The sequence below is a fragment of the Helicobacter sp. 12S02634-8 genome (genome assembly GCF_002272865.1).
Classification (GTDB): domain Bacteria; phylum Campylobacterota; class Campylobacteria; order Campylobacterales; family Helicobacteraceae; genus Helicobacter_J.
In genome coordinates this window covers 1-17,603 of the sequence record NZ_MLAP01000012.1, presented here as the reverse complement: position 1 = coordinate 17,603, position 17,603 = coordinate 1, and the positions used below count along the sequence as shown (strand labels likewise).

The following is a 17,603-nucleotide window of genomic DNA, read 5'->3' as shown; positions in this document are numbered from 1 at the left end:
TTAAGAAAACAAAGGGAGATACAAAAATCCATTGATCACTAAAGCATTGACCAAATCGATAAAAAACGCTCCCACCAAAGGCACAACGATAAACGCCACATGTGAATAGCCATAGTGATTGGTCACAGTCTGCATATTCACCATAGCCGTAGGGGTCGCCCCAAGACCAAAGCCACAATGCCCTGCTGCAAAAACAGCTGCATCATAATCTTTCCCGCAAAATCTAAAGGTAACAAAAATCGCATAAAGCACCATCACCACCACTTGTGCTGCCAAAATCACTACCATCGGCAAAGCAAGGGCTACAAGCTCCCAAAGATTGATAGTCATCAAAGCAAAGGCCAAAAACAAAGACAAGCTCACATTACCAAGCACAGCGACTTCTCTGTCAAAAACCCTATGGATATTGAGTGCTGCAAGCACATTACGCAAAATCACACCCACAAAAAGACACCACACAAAAGTAGGCAATGTAAAATTAGAATAATTTTTAACCCAATCTGAAATGCTTGTCCCCAAAAGCAAAGCCACAGCAATCAATGCCAAAGACTCTACAAAGCTCGATGCTGTAATCAAGCGCTCTTTTTTGGGGGATTCAAACCCTACAGGAGGGAGGTCGTCATTTGCCCCACTCTCTTGGTCGTTGGGCGTTTTGAGCTTGTATCTACGGATTAAAAATCTCGCTACAGGCCCCCCGATAAGCCCTCCACTGATGAGTCCAAAGGTCGCGCACGCCATCGCTACTTCCATCGCAGGAGAGAAATTATAAGGTGGTGCTTTGAAAAGCTCTGCCCAAGCAGCCCCTGTTCCATGCCCTCCACTCATCGTGATAGACCCTCCAAGCATTCCCATCAAAGGATTGACCCCCATCGCCTCAGCCACCGTAATCCCAATAATATTTTGCAAAAACAAAAGCCCCACGACAATGACCAAAAATATGGCCAACATCTTCCCGCCTTTTCTCAAAGAAGTAAAATCTGCACTCAAACCAATAGAAGTAAAAAACGCCAACATCAAGGGGTCTTTCAACGAAGAATCAAATTTCACCTCAAAGTGAAAAAATTGATAAAAAACCAACGCAATCACGGCTGCTACTACCCCACCAACCACAGGTTCAGGGATATCATAATCACGCAAAAATTTGACCTTTTTGATGATCAAACGCCCCAATAATAGCACCACCACCATAGTTACCAAAGTCGCATAAATATTAAAACTGATTGTTTGCATTTTTTTCCTTGCTATTTATAAAAATAAGCCTTGAATTCTAAGGAACTTTAGCTTAAACTATGTAAAATTATGCCTTGAGAATATCAAATATGTTACCAACCCAGCATAATTTAGTTTTATAATTCCACTCTAAAAACAATCAATCAGGAGAGATAATGAACACAGTTTTACAGATAGGAGCTGGTGGCGTTGGAGGCGTCGTAGCTCATAAACTTGCGATGAATTCAGGCACATTTGATCGGATCATTTTGGCAAGCAAAACACTCTCAAAATGCCAAGCAATCGCAGAGAGTATCCGTTCAAGGGGTTATGGGGAGATTATCTGTGAAAGCGTCGATGCTGATGATGTCCAAGCACTCATTAAACTCATCAATCAATACAAACCTAAAGTTGTTATCAATGTCGCTTTGCCTTATCAAGACCTCACGATTATGGAAGCTTGCCGCCAGACTAAGACACACTATCTTGATACTGCAAACTATGAACACCCCGATAGCGCACGATTTGAATACAAAGAGCAATGGGCGTTTGACAAATCCTATAAAGAAGCAGGGATTTTTGCTCTTTTGGGTTCGGGCTTTGACCCGGGTGTGACTAATGTATTTTGTGCTTATGCGCAAAAGCATTATTTTGATGAAATCCACTCGATTGATATTCTTGACTGCAACGCAGGGGATCACGGCTACCCCTTTGCGACAAATTTCAACCCAGAAATCAATCTCAGAGAAGTCAGCTCTAATGGCAGGTATTGGGAAAATGGCAAGTGGATCGAAACAAAGCCCATGGAAATCATGCAAGTATGGGCTTATCCAGAGATTGGCGAGAAAGATTCTTACCTACTCTACCACGAAGAGCTCGAATCATTGGTAAAAAATATCCGCGGATTGCGACGCATTCGGTTTTTTATGACTTTTTCACAAAACTACCTTAACCATATGCGCTGCTTGGAAAATGTCGGCTTGCTCCGTATTGACCCCGTTGATCATAACGGCACACAAATTGTCCCTATCCAATTCCTCAAGACCTTGCTACCTGATCCAGCAAGCCTAGCTAGCAGGACAAAGGGCAAGACCAATATCGGTTGCTATATGCAAGGCACGAAAGGTGGGAAAGAAAAGACTATTTATATCTATAATGTGTGCGACCACGAAAAATGCTATCAAGAAGTCAATGCGCAAGCCATCAGCTATACCACAGGCGTGCCTGCAATGATTGGTGCAAAACTCATCTGCGAAGACAAATGGGGAGTAAAATCCACAGGACCAGGCGTATTCAATATGGAAGAACTCGACCCCGATCCTTTTATGGAAGAGCTCAAAAAGCAAGGCTTGCCTTGGGAAATTATCGAGAGATAAAAAGAATTAAAATTTTAAGTCATATCCCTTATTTGGGTATTTTGACTTAAAAATGCCTTGATATAGTGCTTGTCTTTATCAAAATGCCAACAAAAATTACTCCAATGGTGTATCTTATCAGAGTTATGGATCGCTACAAGCTTAATCTTTGCGTGCAAATCCTTTTTGTGGCTATGGAGATATTCTTTTAAAGTGATGTGATCTTGCCCATAAATCCCTTGGGGCAAAATACCCCTTTTATCCATACCCAAATGGAACCAAAAGCACCCCAAACTCCTAACAGCAAAGACATCACCACAAGAAAAGACCTCTGTTTGGGCTTTGAGGTTATATGTATATAGAGTGCTTGCATTGGGCGAGAATATAGCAGTGTCGATACCACCATTATAAAGATTATGCGGCACAACTCCATCGTAAATGGGCTTTAGAGGTAAGAGATACTTTTGAATCGCACTTAAAAATCTGTCCCCCCCCCCCAGCTATGGTTTTATGCATAAAATTATGCTTGGGGGGAGAAACAAGATTGATCCCACAGAGTCCATACGCACACCTACCTTCAATCCTTGTTGTCCAAGCTACAAAGCTCTCCATAGAAAGAAAAGAAGATAAAAAACGATAAAAAGGTCGGTGCAAGCGGCCTAATATTTTATTGATAACACTCCGCTTGGGTTTGGTGTATTTATCTGCGGCCAAAATTGCTTCTTTGAGTTCTTGAAACTTTTGTGTGAAATAAATCTGGTCGGCATCGATTTTGACATAATATTTATAGCTTATCTTGGTAAGACCAAAGTTATTATAATGGGCAAAATTATGGATAGAAAATTGATTGCTATTTTGGATAGCTGCTCCCTTTTTAGCACAATGCGAGTAAGGCACAGGCACAACCTCTGGGGTATAATAAAATAGCTTGATTTTATCTGGATATTTTTGAGCCTTTTGCAAACAAATCTCATAGGTATCATCGCAACTTGGCTGCGCGGTGATAATGAGTTCATCGAGGGCAGGGAGGCAAGTTTCGATAGCAAGCCCGATAGTGGCAGCTTCATTTTTTGCACGCAAATGCCCACTCAAGCCCAAAGGTCTAGTCTTATCGAGTTCTTGGATTTCTTTGAGTGTGATCGCAAAGGGCGAATCTTCTTCTTGAGAGAAAAACTTTTTTGAAAACTTTGGCTCTTGCACGCTCTGTTTTGAGGTATTTTGGAGTATTTTTGCTGCTTGCATTTGTTGGTCTTATCGGTAAATATAATCTTTTGTCAAGGGCAAGTCATTATTCACGCTATTTGTCAAAAGCAATTGGAACAAATCCACACTCCCCACCCTAAAAGCAGACGCACAACTATCGAGATAAAGCCCCCACATACGGATAAATCTCTGGTCATATTTCTGAGAAATCTTGTCTAAATGGTGGTTGAAGTTTGCATACCAAGTGTCTAATGTCTTAGCATAATGGACTCGCAAGCTCTCTGCCATCAAAAGATGGAAATCAGACTCACTCATGATCGACACCACCTCCCGCAAAGAGGGCAAATACCCCCCTGGGAAAATATATTTATCAATCCAAGCATTAGTTTCGCCCTCAAAGCAGCACATGATCGAGTGGAGCAAAAACATTCCCCCCGGTTTTAGCACTTCTTTGACCTTTTTGAAATATAAAGGTATATTTGCCTTCCCTACATGTTCAAACATACCCACACTCACGACCTTATCAAACTGATATTGCTCCCCAGAGAGGTCTTGATAATTGAGTAGTTTGATACTCACTCTATCTGTAAGCCCTGCGTCTTTGACTCTTTGTGTGGCTGCTTTATACTGCTCTTCGCTGATAGTAATCCCCATCACCTCCACCCCATAGGTCTGCGCAGCCCTTATAGAGAGCCAACCCCAGCCACAGCCAATATCCAAAAGCTTTTCGCCAGTCTTGAGATCGAGCTTTTTGAGTGTGTGATCGAGTTTTTGAATCTGTGCTTGATAGAGCGAGTCTTGAGGGGTCTTGAAATAAGCACACGAATAACTCCAAGTTTCATCAAGCCAAATCGAATAAAAATCATTCCCCAAGTCATAATGACTAGAAATATTTGACTTTTCTTTAAGGCTGCTTTGGAGAGGTTTAGCATCATCGTGCTTATGCAAGTCTTTGTAGTTAGTATGCAGATACAACACTCTAGCGACCTCATCCATTGACCCCTCTATATCAATCACCCCGTCCATATAAGCTTCAGCAATAGTCAAAGACATATCTTTTTTGAGATCGCTCCATTTCAAGGGGCGATTGATTTTTATGGTGAATTTGGGCGTGGCAGTGCCATTTTGATAAGTATCCCCATCCCAAAACTTCACGATATAATCCCCTATTTTCCATTTTTTTAATGCAAGTTTTAATAATAATTTTGCAAACATCCCAACGCCCTTTTGATAAATTTCTCCAATTATAACACTTTGGTTTTAAAATATTTTAAATTTATTCAGATTTACTTGTCTTTGGCTAGATTCATAAGAACATTTTAGATAAAATGCGACAACACACAGCTTCAAAATCCCAAAGCAAAGGCCAATGAGTATGGATATCCGAACAAAATTCCTTGATTTTTTTAAGTCCAAAGGGCATCAAGTCTATGCGAGTATGCCCTTGACCCCTGATGATCCTAGCTTGCTTTTTACCAATGCTGGAATGGTGCAGTTCAAAGATATTTTTACAGGCAAAATCCCTGCCCCTGCCCAAAAAAAGGCAACTTCAGCACAATTATGTATTCGCGCGGGGGGCAAGCACAATGACTTAGAAAATGTCGGCTATACAGCCAGACACCATACGCTTTTTGAGATGTTGGGGAATTTTTCTTTTGGGGATTATTTCAAAAAAGAAGCGATTGCCTATGCTTGGGAGTTTGTCACTCAAGAGTTGGGATTTTCAAAAGATGTGCTTTATGTGAGCGTGCATGAAAAAGATGATGAGGCCTTTGCGCTTTGGAGTGCGCATATTGACCCTGCTAGGATTCAAAAAATGGGCGATAAGGATAATTTCTGGCAAATGGGCGATACAGGGCCTTGCGGGCCTTGCAGTGAGATATTCGTTGATCAAGGCGCTGCACATTTCCACTCTGAAGAAGACTACTTTGGTGGAGATGGTGATAGATTTTTAGAGATATGGAATCTTGTGTTTATGCAGTATGAACGCAGTGCTGATGGCACTTTAACACCCTTGCCAAAGCCTAGCATTGATACGGGTATGGGATTAGAGAGGGTGCAAGCACTCCTTGAGGGCAAAAAAAGTAATTTTGATTCTTCTATCTTCATGCCTTTGATAGAAGCAGTATCTGCACTCACCCATAAACCCTATGTTTATGAAAGTGGTGCGAGCTTTCGTGTCATCGCTGATCACGCCAGATCTGTAGCTTTCTTGCTCGCACAAGGAGTCAATTTCGACAAAGAAGGCAGGGGCTATGTGCTTCGCAGGATACTCAGACGCGCACTCAGACACGGATATTTACTAGGACTCAATCAACCCTTTTTATACCAAATCACACAAAAAGTCTGCGAACAAATGGGCAATGCCTATCCTTATCTCATAGAAAAAAAGTCAATCATTTCTGAGCAATGCCAAGCAGAAGAATCGAGATTTTTTGAAACCATAGAAGCAGGTATGGAGATTTTCAAAAAAGAACTATCTTCACTGCCAGCAAACACCCCATTTAGCGGAGATGTGGCGTTTAAACTCTATGACACTTATGGCTTCCCTCTTGATCTCACCCAAGATATGCTCAAAGATGAAAAAATCGATATCGACCTAGAGCGATTCCATACTTGTATGCAAGAGCAAAAAAGCCGTGCTAAGGCTTCGTGGAGAGGGAGTGGAGATGTGAGTAAAAATGGGGATTTTTCAGAGATTCTCAATGAATTTGGCACAAATCAATTCAATGGCTATGAACACAGCACCTATACAAGCAAAGTCATTGCCTTGCTTGATAGCTCTTATCAACGAGTAAAAACGCTCTCTAGTGAGGGGTTTGTTATCTTTGATATCACACCTTTGTATCCTGAATCTGGTGGGGCGATCGGGGATAGTGGGGAGCTGTATCGGGCTGGAGAAAAGGTCGCTGATGTTTTGGATACAAAAAAATACTTCGGACTCAATCTCTCGCTTATCTCTCCCCTAAAGCCCATCACACAAGGGGATAGCCTTGAGATATTTGTCCATTTTAATCGCATAGAAACTGCCAAACACCATAGTGCGACACATCTTCTGCACGCTGTGTTGAGAAAAAAACTTGGCACACATATCACGCAAGCTGGAAGCCTTGTAGAGCCTACGCGTTTGCGCTTTGATTTTTCACACCCTAAAGCATTGACCCTTGAAGAAATTACAGAGATTCAAGAAGCTGTCAATGCCATCATTTTCAAAAATATCCCTGCATCAACTGAGTGTCTTCCGATTGCTGAAGCTAAGGCAAAAGGAGCAATGGCACTTTTTGGAGAAAAATATGGCGATATTGTGCGTGTGGTTAATTTTGACAAAGAATCTTGCGAACTTTGTGGAGGCATACACGTCCCAAGCACAGGGATTATTGGCAACTTTTATATCACAAAAGAATCCGGAGTGAGCAGTGGGGTCAGGCGCATTGAAGCTGTATGTGGACAAGCTGGCTATGCATATAGCAAAGACGCCCTCGATATTCTTTCACAAACCAAAGCCCTACTCAAAAATCAAGATATCCCACTAGGGATTGCAAAGCTCAAAGACCAAATCAAAGCACTCAAAAACCAAAATAGCAAAAATACCTCTGCAAACACGCTCCAAGAAACTCAAACCATCAAAGATATCAAGCTCATTATCCAAACAATCGATACAAACGACATCAAAGCAATCATCGATAATGCCAAAAATCAATATCAAAAAATCGCTATTTTGCTCCTCCATCAAGATGGCGATAAAATCTCTTTGGCCTGTGGGGTCAAAAACGCTCCTTTAAATGCTAATGATTGGATAAAAGGTGTCGCTAAAATCCTTGAGGGTGGGGGTGGGGGTCGAGAGGATTTTGCTACTGCTGGGGGTAAAAACCCCGATAATATACCTCAAGCACTTGATTTTGCACTCGATTTTGCACGCAAAAAGATTCAGGATTCCCTTTGATGATTTTAGCTTCTAGTTCTGTGGTGCGTGCAAAGTTACTCAAAGATTTTGGTGTTCAATTTATCCAAAAGCCCATAGATTTTGATGAAGATTCTCTACAAACCCAAGACCCAAAAGAATTTGTCTATCTTGCTGCGATGGGAAAGTTTCAAGCAGCCTTGAAGCAATGGGGGACACAAGAGCCGATTTTGGCTGCTGATACGGTTGTAGATGTATCAGGGGCATTGCAGCGCAAGCCCTCCACTCAAGCCCAAGCCCAAGAATTTCTCAAAGCCCAAAGTGGCAAGCACATACAAATCCTCACTTGTATCATCTATCGTTCTGCAAAGCTAGAGTTCATCGATATAGCTGCTACAAAATATGTACTCAAGACTTTTGCACCCAAAGACACAGAACAATACCTACTCTCTGGGGATTGGCGCAATAAAGCAGGGGGCGTGATGGTCGAGGGCTTCCATAAAAGCTATATCAAATCTCAAATCGGGCTTGAAAGCACAGCTCTGGGACTCTCTGTAGAAAAAATCTTACCTTTTTTAGAGATAATATGAATACAAGCGTTTTGATTACCATGCTTATTATTTCTCTTATGATAGGCTTTATAGGGCTTGTAGCCTTTTTATGGGGCTTGAAAAACGGGCAATTTGATGATGAAACAAAAATGATGCAAGGTGTCTTGTTTGATGGGGTTGATGATCTCAATGAGGCGTTCAAACAAGAAAAAAAACAAAAAATATTCAAAGGAGCAACAATGAACAAAATCTATGACATAGCTATTATCGGTGCTGGACCAGGCGGGATTTCTGCTGCGACAGAAAGTGTGATTGCAGGTATCAAAGATGTTATTTTATTTGAAAAGGGCGAAGAGCACTCCACAACGATCAGAAAATTTTACAAAGACAATAAAAGGGTCGATAAAGACTACAAGGGGCAAAAGGTCGAACTCAATGGCAATATATTTTTCAATGATGGCACTAAAGAAAGCACTTTAGAGCTATTCAGTGAGATACTCCAAAACAACCATATCCAAACCCGATTCAAAACAGAAATCGAATCCATCAAAAAAGAGGGCGATATATTCCATCTTTGGGCTACAGACAACCAAGCCTATCAGGCAAAATACATTGTCATCTCCATAGGCAAAATGGGGCAGCCCAACAAACCCGACTATAAAATCCCCATTTCGCTACTCAAAAAAGTGGTCTATAATATCAATGACTGCAAGGAGGGCGAGAAAATCTTAGTAGTTGGTGGGGGGAATTCTGCGGTGGAATATGCGTGCTATTTAGCTACAATCACAGACACTACGCTCAACTACAGGCGCACTGAATTCACTCGTATCAATGAATCCAACGCCCAAAATCTCAAAGAAGTCATTGCAAGCGGTCAGCTCAAGACAAAATTTGGTATCGATATCCAAGGGCTAGAAGACCAAGATGGCAAGATAAAAGCGCTCTTTACAGATGGCAGCAGTGATGTTTTTGATAGAGCTGTCTATGCGATCGGTGGGGTCGCTCCTATAGATTTTCTTAAAAAATGTGGCATTGAGCTAGATACAAACAATATTCCTGTGACTACAGATAAGCTTGAAAGCTCCACAAAAAACCTTTTTGTGGCCGGTGATATACTTTTCAAATCAGGTGCGTCCATCGCCACAGCACTCAACCACGGGCATACCATCATCGAAGAAATCAAGCAGCGTATCCAAACCCCCTAATTTCCCCATATCTTACAAATCTTCTTGCCTTTTTTGGGCGAATAGGGGAGCAAAGGGAGCAAGCGAGGGGAACAAAGCGAGGGGAATTGTTTGGGGCATTGAGAGTGTTTTAGGCTTTTAAGGGTCTATTTGGTCTAAAATCCCTGCTTTGATTTTTTACTCTTTGACTCTTTGAATACTCTTTGAATACTCTTTGGTTCTTTGGGTGTTCTATGGCTCTTTGAGTGCTCTATCTTGGTTGATGGTGCAACAAGAGTGGAAACGGGGGCTGATTGTCCCACGCACTGCCTTATTATATTTTCTTATTTTTCTTAAAACCAAAGCCATCAATGCAAGCTAGCCCCTCGAGTTTCCTTCCCAAAAGGTATCAAAACCAAAAGCACAATAGCGACAATCACAATCATCACAGACATCACGCCCGCATAATTATTACCCATCGCCTCAGCCGTCTTTGTCTGTATGAGCGCATTGACCGAAGCAATCAAATTGCCTAGCTGATAGACAAGCCCAGGGAGTGTGGAGCGCGTATGTGATGGGACTCTTTCATTGAGATAAGTCGGGATAACTCCCCACGCCCCTTGCACCATAAACTGCATGATACAAGCCCCAATACTCAAAGCAATCAAAGAATTACCATATGCCCAAAAATAAGTAGCAGGGATCACAAGAACACAAGCTAGCAAAATAGACTTTTTGCGGCCTATCTTTTCTGAAAGACTCCCAAAGAAAATGCCCCCAAATATCGCAGCGATATTATAAAAAATCGTAATATTTCCAATAGTTTTTGCATCAAAATGCTTCTGTTCGCGCAAAAAGGTCGGATACAAATCCTCAGAGCCGTGGCTCAAAAAGTTAAATGCTACCATCACAACAATCAAATACAAGATCAGTTTGTAATGTGTCTTGATAGTATCTAAGATATCAAAATGCTTGTTTTGAGTCCGATTAGCCCTCCAGATAGGGGATTCTATAAAACGCCATATAAAATCAAAGTGAGTTGACACTTAAAATCAAAGTGACGCGCTTCACTTCTGTTTTATGTGGCAAATCATAACTTAAACTTAACTGAAACTAACTATCTTTCAAGCCCTCTTTTAAAGCTCTAAAAACACCTTTTAAATCAACTTTAAATGGCATTAAATAAAAATAAAGCCAAGGGCTTGCTCTTAATTCAAACACACTTGATATGCAAGATCCATCTATTAAAATCTCCGCACTCTCTTGTTTTAACATCTCTATAAAGCCAAAGGGCATTACCCTCTCTCAATATTTGAACTCAATGCCCTGAACTCAATATTTGGACTCGCTCCCCTTTATTTGTATCTTTTGATTTTTGCATACAGCCGAACAGCCAAATACAATGCAAGTCTTGTGCTTTTTTTGATGTTGATAGACTCCATTGCTTCTAAAAATATTTTATCACAATAGCTCCTTGTGAGCTTTCCTTGGTGGAATTGGGTGCATAGATAATCGTGTAAAATGCAGCACTTGCTGTAGTTTTCAAATGGCGAGAGCAGCCACCAAAATATCTTAGGGATCGAGCCCCCATCGCTTTCAAACCCCTTTGGGATAAGGATGTACTCTCCTGCTTTGGTGGTGTATGCAATCGGCTCTAGGAGAATCACTAGCATTTTGTCTTTGTGTTTCCAATTAATTTCAGCTTTCAACGATGTATCAAGGCTGTGTTCCATCTATCTCCTCCCAAACAATCTTTAAAACCTCTTCTTTGCTTGAAGCCTTTTTGACCTTTTCTTTTAAAACTCCACACTTAAAGATTGCCTCGCTTTTGGTTTTGAGGGCATCGTTATAGACAGCTTTGAGCTGGGCTTTGGTGTGGGGGAGGTTTTGTTTGTCTAAGGGGTTAGTGAGTGGCGCACAACGAAAAAAGCTATCAATGTTTGCGCCCACAAGCCCTAAGAGATTGAGCTGGTCTTCTAGCTTGGCATCATAGATATGCATAGACCCTAGGGCATCTGAAATAAAGCTTTGGATAGAAGCATCACAAGCTGCATTGAGCTCTTGTGTCTTTTGGGCTTTGGCTGCATTGAGCGCATCTGCTTGGGTTTGCAAAAATTCTTGGGGCAATGCACCCTCTTTGAAGGGCTCTGAAAGCTCGGTTTCACTCTCTACATAAGTGAAGAGGGTATCTTGGGTGAGCACTTTATATGTGCCAACAACTTCTGTAATCTTTTCATTTTCTAGTAAATAGATTTTCATTTTGACTCCTTTGTTTATTTTTATTTTTTGACTCAAAGTTGGGTGATTTTTTGAGGTTGGGGGACATTGGTTGTGTAATCAATGTTGCCATCATACGCACTCCCGCAAGCATAAAGCCTTTTGCCATCAGTGGCTACAAACGCGCGCTCGGCTTCATACACACTTGCGAGCATAAAATCTTCTATATTTTGAGGGATTTGGATCTTCTCAAAAGTCCTGATGTTGTCATTATGCCCTGTGCCCAAAGAGTTGTTGTTATAACCAAAGCTCCATAAATTGCCCTCAATGTCTTTCCCATAAAAGGCTTGATAGTTATAGGGTTGAGTTTGGATATAGGCAAATTTGATGGAGGATTTGTTGTTGCCATCATTGAGATTATTCCCGCTGCGATTATCCCCAAAGCCGTATCCTCCCCATCCCCAGCTCCAAGTATCGCCTGCTTTATCAATCAAAAAGCAGGTGTTATAGCAAGTCCCTCCGATGAATTGGACAATATCAGCTCCATCGCTCGATCCAGAAATGCTGATGACTTTGATAAATGCATTGCGGTCATTGAGATCGCTTTGATTGAGCTGACGTTGTCCGTTATAGCCACAACCCCAAATCTCTCTTTTGCCCTTTTGCACAAATGTATTGCCCCTCCAACCTGAATCGTTTTTGGTGTAATGATACACACCACTCACGCCCTCAAGCCCTGAAACAAGCGTAGGTTTTAGCACACTATCACTATGTCCAAGCCCCAAACAACCATTGCCGTTCCAACCCCACGCATAAAGTTTGCCTGTGCGATCGAGTGCAAACGCACCACTCACATAATCACTACCCACCCAAATATCAACAATATCGCTGATTGTAGAGATTTGGACAAAGCGATTGGAGTCGATGGTGTTTCCAATCCCTAGCTCGCCCTCAGAATTTCTCCCAGCTCCCCACACACTCCCATCTTCTAAAAGCACTAAGGCAAACTGATAGGAGCTTGCATAGCTCTTGCTTGCGATTTTTTTAATCTTGGCTCTAAATTTTACTTCTTTAGGGATAGGCACAACGAGGTTATGCCCAAGTCCTAGGCAGCCTTGGGAGTTATTCCCCCATACATACATACTTGCAGAATCTTTGACTTGAGCATAAAAGTTTGCGTGCCCTCCGATGACATCTTCTATCTCAACTCCAAGTGGGATAGGGAGGCGTGAAAAGCCTGATGTGATAACCCCTCTGCCGCTGCCTGATCGGTTGAGATCGCCCCCACTGATAAAAATATCACCATAGGTTTGGATCGCGCCATCAATGCCCCTATAGACTTCTTGATAAAAAATCGAGCGATAGGCATTGACATTTTTTAAAAGGCGGATACTCTTTGGGTGATGAGATTTTTCAAACGCAGTAATAAAAGCTTGTAAATCCCCTTTGAGTGCGTTGGTGTAAGCTTCTAAGATTTGAGTATTTTCTTCTAGGCTTGAATTTTTAAGGCTAAGGAGCTCTTCAAATTTATTTTTGAGTTCATTGTATTGGTTTTCTGTCATTTTTTATCCTTTGTTTTGAATTTTGTGAGCTTTGAGATTTTCTACAAATGCTTGGATCTGAGCTTGTGGTTGGGGGTTGTTTTTAGACCCTGCATAAACACCCTCTAAACACAGCTTCATATCTTCTTGGATACCCAAAGAGCTCCCTGCTTGCGTCTGAAGACTCTCTTTGGGAAAACTAAAATCCACACCCCCAGCATTGCCCTTGAGCCCGATACTATAAAACCATAGCAATGGGTAGTCACAAGCTTTGAGTGTTTGATTGAGTTTTGTGTGCGTGCTAGGGAGGTTGGAGCGAAAAAAGCAATCGATCTTTCCAATTCTCTCTTTCTCCTCCATCTCTTTTTTATAGTCTTTGATATGATGATCTAGCCATAGCTCTATTTGTGTTAAGAGCTTCCACTCTAGGTCTTTGGGGTTTTTTTGTTGGGCTAGGATAGATTCGATGATGGTTTGTTTTGAGGTTTGAAAACTCTCTAGGCTTTCTTGTTTGAGGGCTTCTAGGCTCTCTTGGGCTTGTTCTTGCTGGGACTTTATCGCTGCAATTGAGCCACTTTTGGCTGTATCATAAGCATTTAAAAGCTCATCAAGCCTGATTGTGCCGACCTTTTGTTCTATGGATTCAATCGTATCTTTGAGCTTTGAATCAATCTGTGTCTTTGCACTTTGGGTCTTGAGATCTAGCTCCTCCTTGCTTGCATTTTTAATATCATTTAAGTCTATAATCAAGCTTTGAGTTGTTTGATGGAGCACATCTTTTAAGGCATTGCCCTCTTGTGCAAACACATTGAGCTCTTCTTGAAACTTTGGCAGAGCCTCCATAAACGCATCTGCCCTCTGCGCAAAGTTGAGTGCATCTTGTGTGCTTGGTGGGGTGGGTAGTGGGCTGATTTTAACTTCTATCATCTTTCCTCCTTGGATTTAAATTTGTTTTTAAAGGTCTTTAAAGACCCTTGCAAAGGTGTTTTCATACAAGCCCCTCGAGTTCAATGGAGGCAATTGCCATATTCTTTTTTTCTAGCAACACCTCCCATTTTTTCAAGATGGCAAAATTGATGAGGCTCTTATAGCTTTGAGCGATCACAAACACGCAAGGCTCGCCTCTGAGTTCAATAAAAGCATTGACACAAACATCTAGCTGGCTATTGGGGATAGCCACATCAAAGGAATTAGTCTTTTTGTAGTTGCCTTTAGTCACACTCGTATTACCTTGCTCATCGGTTTGGATCTTTGAAAAATCAATCGCAGAGACTGAATTTTTATACAAACTCACCCCAAGCTCCCTTGCCTTGCCACAGACAATATGCCCGATTTTAGCTATGTCATTGGGTGCAAAAAGTGTGATTTTATAAGCGGCTCCTCTGTTAAGTGTGCTGCGTTCAAAATACACATCTTTACGCCTCCTTTCTTGCCAATCTCCAAAGAAATATTCCCTCCAATCCCTAATTTCTTCTGCAAAAAGCCTATATTCAGTGCTTTCTAAAACATCTGCGCTCTTGATATCAATGACTGCAATCTCAATACGCTCTCCCCAGAGATTAGCTAAATACAAGGCGTTATTTTCCTTAGCACTCAAGACAATCTCTATTTTTTCTTCTCTCTGGGCTTGTGTGTTTAAGAAAAAATCAAACGCAGCATAATCGTTTGTAGCCCCCAAGTTCTCCCAATACGCCTCTTTGTCTAAAGGCTCTTGATTGTTGTCTAAAAGACTTTTGTAACGGTTATGATCATTTGCAATCACATCTCCTTTTGCATAAGTCTTTGTCTGGTCATACATAGGGGTGTTATCGCTTAGATTTGAAGAGATGATGATGATCTCAGAGCGTTTGATGATTTTCATTGCAGTGCTCCTCTAGCTTTGATCGGGCTTGAGAGGGCATTGGCGACTTCTTGCATTGTAGAGAGGAGATTTTTGAGTGTTTTAAGGCTTTCTAGAGAGAGCTTTTCGTTTGTATCGCTCTTATCCTCGCTCAAATCTTGCAAGCTTCTTGTTTTTTTCAAATACGGGTCGATCATTTTGAGCTTGGTTTTATTTTCATTTTTTAAGGCTTCTTCATATTTCCTAGAAGCTTCTGCCCCACTTTTTAGTGCTTCTCCTAAGCTATTGATGGTATTGATTGTGTTAGGATCAAAGCTCTCTTTGATGGCCTTTTCTCGCCAAGATAAATAATTATCAATCGTAATGCCCTTGACCCCTAAGCTCTCTTGGAGTCGCTCAATATTTTGGTCACTGAGCTGCTTTTGATAAGCAAGGGTCGCTGTATCATCGCCCTTAAAGCTAAAGAGCCAGCTTTGGAATTTCTGCCCAGAGCTCACATAGCTCCCTAGCACCTCTTGCATTGTTTGCGCTGTGTTTTTAGAGAGTGAAGCAGCATAATCAGCCCAGAGTTTATAAATCGCATTTGTCTTTGAGCTATAATCAAAGCGAACATTTGTAAATGCCTCATACACCCCCATAACTCGACCTGAAGTGACCTTGAGATTATCATAAAAAGCATCCATAAATCCATCAAAGCCCTTATGATTCATCGAATAATATTGCTTTTTGTCACCAAGAAATGCAGCAATAAAACTCTTTGCTCCCTCATTATTCAAAGCAGAGAAATCAGCATAATTGCCCGCTGCAATGCTTAAATCCTTAATCCCTCCACCTAAGTCTTGGAGCAGATAATTAAAACTCCTCAAATTCTCTTGCAATGCCCGCAAGGCTTGCGTGTTAGCCTGCGTATATTCCGTCCAGTTTTTAGTGCCAAGCTCCCAGCCAAAGCCGTTCTTTTTAGTTTCTGTCCAATCGGTGCGCTCACTGGCTTTGATCGTATCTTTAGTCGCATCACTCCAGAGCTGCACGCTCTGTTTGGAGCTTTTTTCTGTATAGGTCTTAAAGCCTGCTAATATGCTGCCCCCAACCCCTCCAATAATCCCTCCAAGCACAGGCCCTAACACAGGCACAAATGAGCCGATCGCTGCGCCTGTAAGTGCGCCGAGCATGCCACCTGTTTGTATATCTTTTTTAGCTGCTGCATTGGAGCTATCCCCAAAGATTGCGCTAAAAATCCCACTGGCCACAATGCCTGCAGCTGCTCCTGCTAAAGCCCCGCCAATCTTAGAACCCGCACTCTCTCCAAACACCTCCCCATAGCCCTCAAACACACTCCCATCGCCAAAGATTTTATCAAAACTCCCTGCAATCGTGCGTTTGAACGCTTCTCCGACTGCGGAGTTTAAAACAGCTTGTGTCAAACTTCTGCTAAAAGCTTGCGTGAGTGCAGTTGAAAGCGAGCTTCCCATATCACTCACCCAGTTTTGCAAGCTTGTGAATTTCCCGCTCAAGGCGTTGAAAAACTGCTCATTGAGTGCAGAGTTGAGATTGTTATTGAAATCTACATAAAATGCACTTTCTTTGATGGCTTGCTCTTTGATATGAGCGATTCTTTTTTCGTGTAGCTTGGTCTGGGATTCATAGAGTTTGTTAGCTTGTTCTAGGCTAAGATCGCCGTTTTTGAGTATTTCTTCGAGCTCTAGGTTTAGGTTTGTGATGGTTTGTTCAAATCTCAAATTCTCTAAGGCGATATTTTGTGCCACGCCCTCCTTCATCATAGCGATGGCTTTCTCTTGGATTGCAAATTCGCCCTCAAAATATTTTTTTAAATGGGCGTTTTGGTATTGGCTATCAAGCTCAGATAAAAGAGTGCTTTGAGCTTGCAGTGCGTCATTGACCTTTACGCCTGATTCAATCCAAGATTGGGTTTTTAGCGCAATGGAGAGAACTTCTTTGTCATAGGCACGCATACCTACTTGAGAAAGCTCTAAATAGGCTTTGTTTAAATTAGAAATAGCACTAGAGTCTAGCTTGCTCTCTTGGGGCTTGGCAATGAGATCACCTTTTGCTTTCTCTCCCTCTGTCAATTCTCTATCCCTACGCCTTTTCTCACTCAAAAGCCTCTGGTATTCTTTTTGCGCAGTGATGAGAGGATTTTCCCCTGCGGTGAAAAAGCGCTCTGAGAAACTATAATCTCGCTCTTCGTATTTTCTTTTTTGCTCCAAATAGTTCTCTTTGGCTTCTTTCAATCTTGAATCAAGGGTTTTATCACTAATTTTTTTGAGATTTTTGAGGGTATCTTCTGTATTGGTCTTCCAAGCTAAAAAAATCTCTGCAATGCTAAATAAAACTGCAGGCACAATAAAGCTCTTTAAAGTCAGCTTTAAGGCTTTGAGAGAGAAGTCAAAAGTCTTGGTGGCGATGGTCGCTGCACCTAGGCTTGAGCTAAACATTGCAATCGAGGCTCTTGTTAGACCCATTGCAGCATTGACCCCTAATATCGCAGGTTTAGCCAAGATAAAAGCTGTGGCAAATAAAGCAATGTGCTTGCTGGCCTCTATTGTCATATCTATGTATCTTAAGATTGTGTCTGTGTTGTCGTTGATAAAATCCCCTGCTTCTT

15 protein-coding genes and 1 pseudogene are annotated in these 17,603 nt (G+C 41.7%); 4 read left to right on the top strand and 12 right to left on the bottom strand.

What is annotated here, in order from left to right; translation table 11 throughout:
- Positions 1–1,230, bottom strand: coding sequence for a sodium/glutamate symporter (gltS, locus tag BKH46_RS07750; protein WP_095226268.1), 1,230 nt, complete (start codon positions 1,228–1,230; stop codon positions 1–3).
- A gap of 155 nt (positions 1,231–1,385) precedes the next feature.
- Between gltS and BKH46_RS07745 the strand changes: the two genes are divergently transcribed.
- The gene (locus BKH46_RS07745; RefSeq protein WP_095226267.1) at positions 1,386–2,585 is read left to right on the top strand and encodes a saccharopine dehydrogenase family protein; all 1,200 of its coding nucleotides are present in this window, start codon (positions 1,386–1,388) and stop codon (positions 2,583–2,585) included.
- 14 nt (positions 2,586–2,599) lie between these two features.
- Here BKH46_RS07745 and BKH46_RS07740 read toward each other — a convergent pair whose 3' ends face one another.
- The 3 genes from BKH46_RS07740 to BKH46_RS07730 are packed head-to-tail and all read right to left on the bottom strand — an operon-like array spanning position 2,600 to position 4,982.
- A complete protein-coding gene (locus tag BKH46_RS07740; protein WP_095226266.1) occupies positions 2,600–2,989 on the bottom strand; it encodes a hypothetical protein in 390 nt (129 codons plus the stop codon).
- A complete protein-coding gene (locus BKH46_RS07735; protein WP_095226265.1) occupies positions 2,979–3,806 on the bottom strand; it encodes a hypothetical protein in 828 nt (275 codons plus the stop codon). The genes BKH46_RS07740 and BKH46_RS07735 overlap by 11 nt, the downstream gene beginning before the upstream one ends.
- Before the next feature lie 9 nt (positions 3,807–3,815).
- A complete protein-coding gene (locus tag BKH46_RS07730) occupies positions 3,816–4,982 on the bottom strand; it encodes a class I SAM-dependent methyltransferase (protein WP_095226264.1) in 1,167 nt (388 codons plus the stop codon).
- A 160-nt stretch (positions 4,983–5,142) separates the two neighbouring features.
- Here BKH46_RS07730 and alaS point away from each other — a divergent pair, with 160 nt between their 5' ends.
- Genes alaS through ccoS form a run of 3 tightly spaced genes read left to right on the top strand, consistent with a single transcriptional unit; the run spans position 5,143 to position 9,424 of the window.
- Positions 5,143–7,710 (top strand): alanine--tRNA ligase, encoded by a 2,568-nt coding sequence (alaS, locus tag BKH46_RS07725; protein WP_172402597.1) that lies wholly within the window; start codon positions 5,143–5,145, stop codon positions 7,708–7,710.
- Positions 7,710–8,258, top strand: coding sequence for a septum formation inhibitor Maf (gene maf, locus BKH46_RS07720; RefSeq protein ID WP_095226262.1), 549 nt, complete (start codon positions 7,710–7,712; stop codon positions 8,256–8,258). The genes alaS and maf overlap by 1 nt, the downstream gene beginning before the upstream one ends.
- Positions 8,255–9,424, top strand: coding sequence for a cbb3-type cytochrome oxidase assembly protein CcoS (gene ccoS / locus BKH46_RS07715; protein ID WP_095226261.1), 1,170 nt, complete (start codon positions 8,255–8,257; stop codon positions 9,422–9,424). The genes maf and ccoS overlap by 4 nt, the downstream gene beginning before the upstream one ends.
- A gap of 326 nt (positions 9,425–9,750) precedes the next feature.
- On the opposite strand, the gene BKH46_RS07710 is transcribed toward ccoS, so the two are convergent.
- The 8 genes and pseudogenes from BKH46_RS07710 to BKH46_RS09525 form a co-directional block, all read right to left on the bottom strand.
- Positions 9,751–10,428, bottom strand: a complete 678-nt coding sequence (locus tag BKH46_RS07710) for an MFS transporter (protein WP_095226260.1) — start codon at positions 10,426–10,428, stop codon at positions 9,751–9,753.
- Positions 10,429–10,495: 67 nt separating this feature from the next.
- Positions 10,496–10,678, bottom strand: a complete 183-nt coding sequence (locus BKH46_RS07705) for a hypothetical protein (protein WP_095226259.1) — start codon at positions 10,676–10,678, stop codon at positions 10,496–10,498.
- 59 nt (positions 10,679–10,737) lie between these two features.
- Entirely contained in the window at positions 10,738–11,115 is a 378-nt protein-coding gene (locus BKH46_RS07700; RefSeq protein WP_095226258.1) for a DUF1353 domain-containing protein, read from the bottom strand.
- Complete coding sequence (locus BKH46_RS07695) at positions 11,099–11,641, bottom strand: hypothetical protein (RefSeq protein WP_095226257.1); 543 nt, start codon at positions 11,639–11,641, stop codon at positions 11,099–11,101. The genes BKH46_RS07700 and BKH46_RS07695 overlap by 17 nt, the downstream gene beginning before the upstream one ends.
- Before the next feature lie 32 nt (positions 11,642–11,673).
- On the bottom strand, positions 11,674–13,161 hold the full coding sequence (locus BKH46_RS07690; protein ID WP_095226256.1) for a hypothetical protein: 1,488 nt from the start codon (positions 13,159–13,161) through the stop codon (positions 11,674–11,676).
- 3 nt (positions 13,162–13,164) lie between these two features.
- The gene (locus tag BKH46_RS07685; RefSeq protein WP_095226255.1) at positions 13,165–14,067 is read right to left on the bottom strand and encodes a hypothetical protein; all 903 of its coding nucleotides are present in this window, start codon (positions 14,065–14,067) and stop codon (positions 13,165–13,167) included.
- 61 nt (positions 14,068–14,128) lie between these two features.
- Complete coding sequence (locus BKH46_RS07680; RefSeq protein ID WP_095226254.1) at positions 14,129–15,001, bottom strand: hypothetical protein; 873 nt, start codon at positions 14,999–15,001, stop codon at positions 14,129–14,131.
- Positions 14,998–17,603: pseudogene (locus BKH46_RS09525) on the bottom strand (hypothetical protein); the annotation flags it as partial. The gene BKH46_RS07680 and the pseudogene BKH46_RS09525, both read right to left, overlap by 4 nt.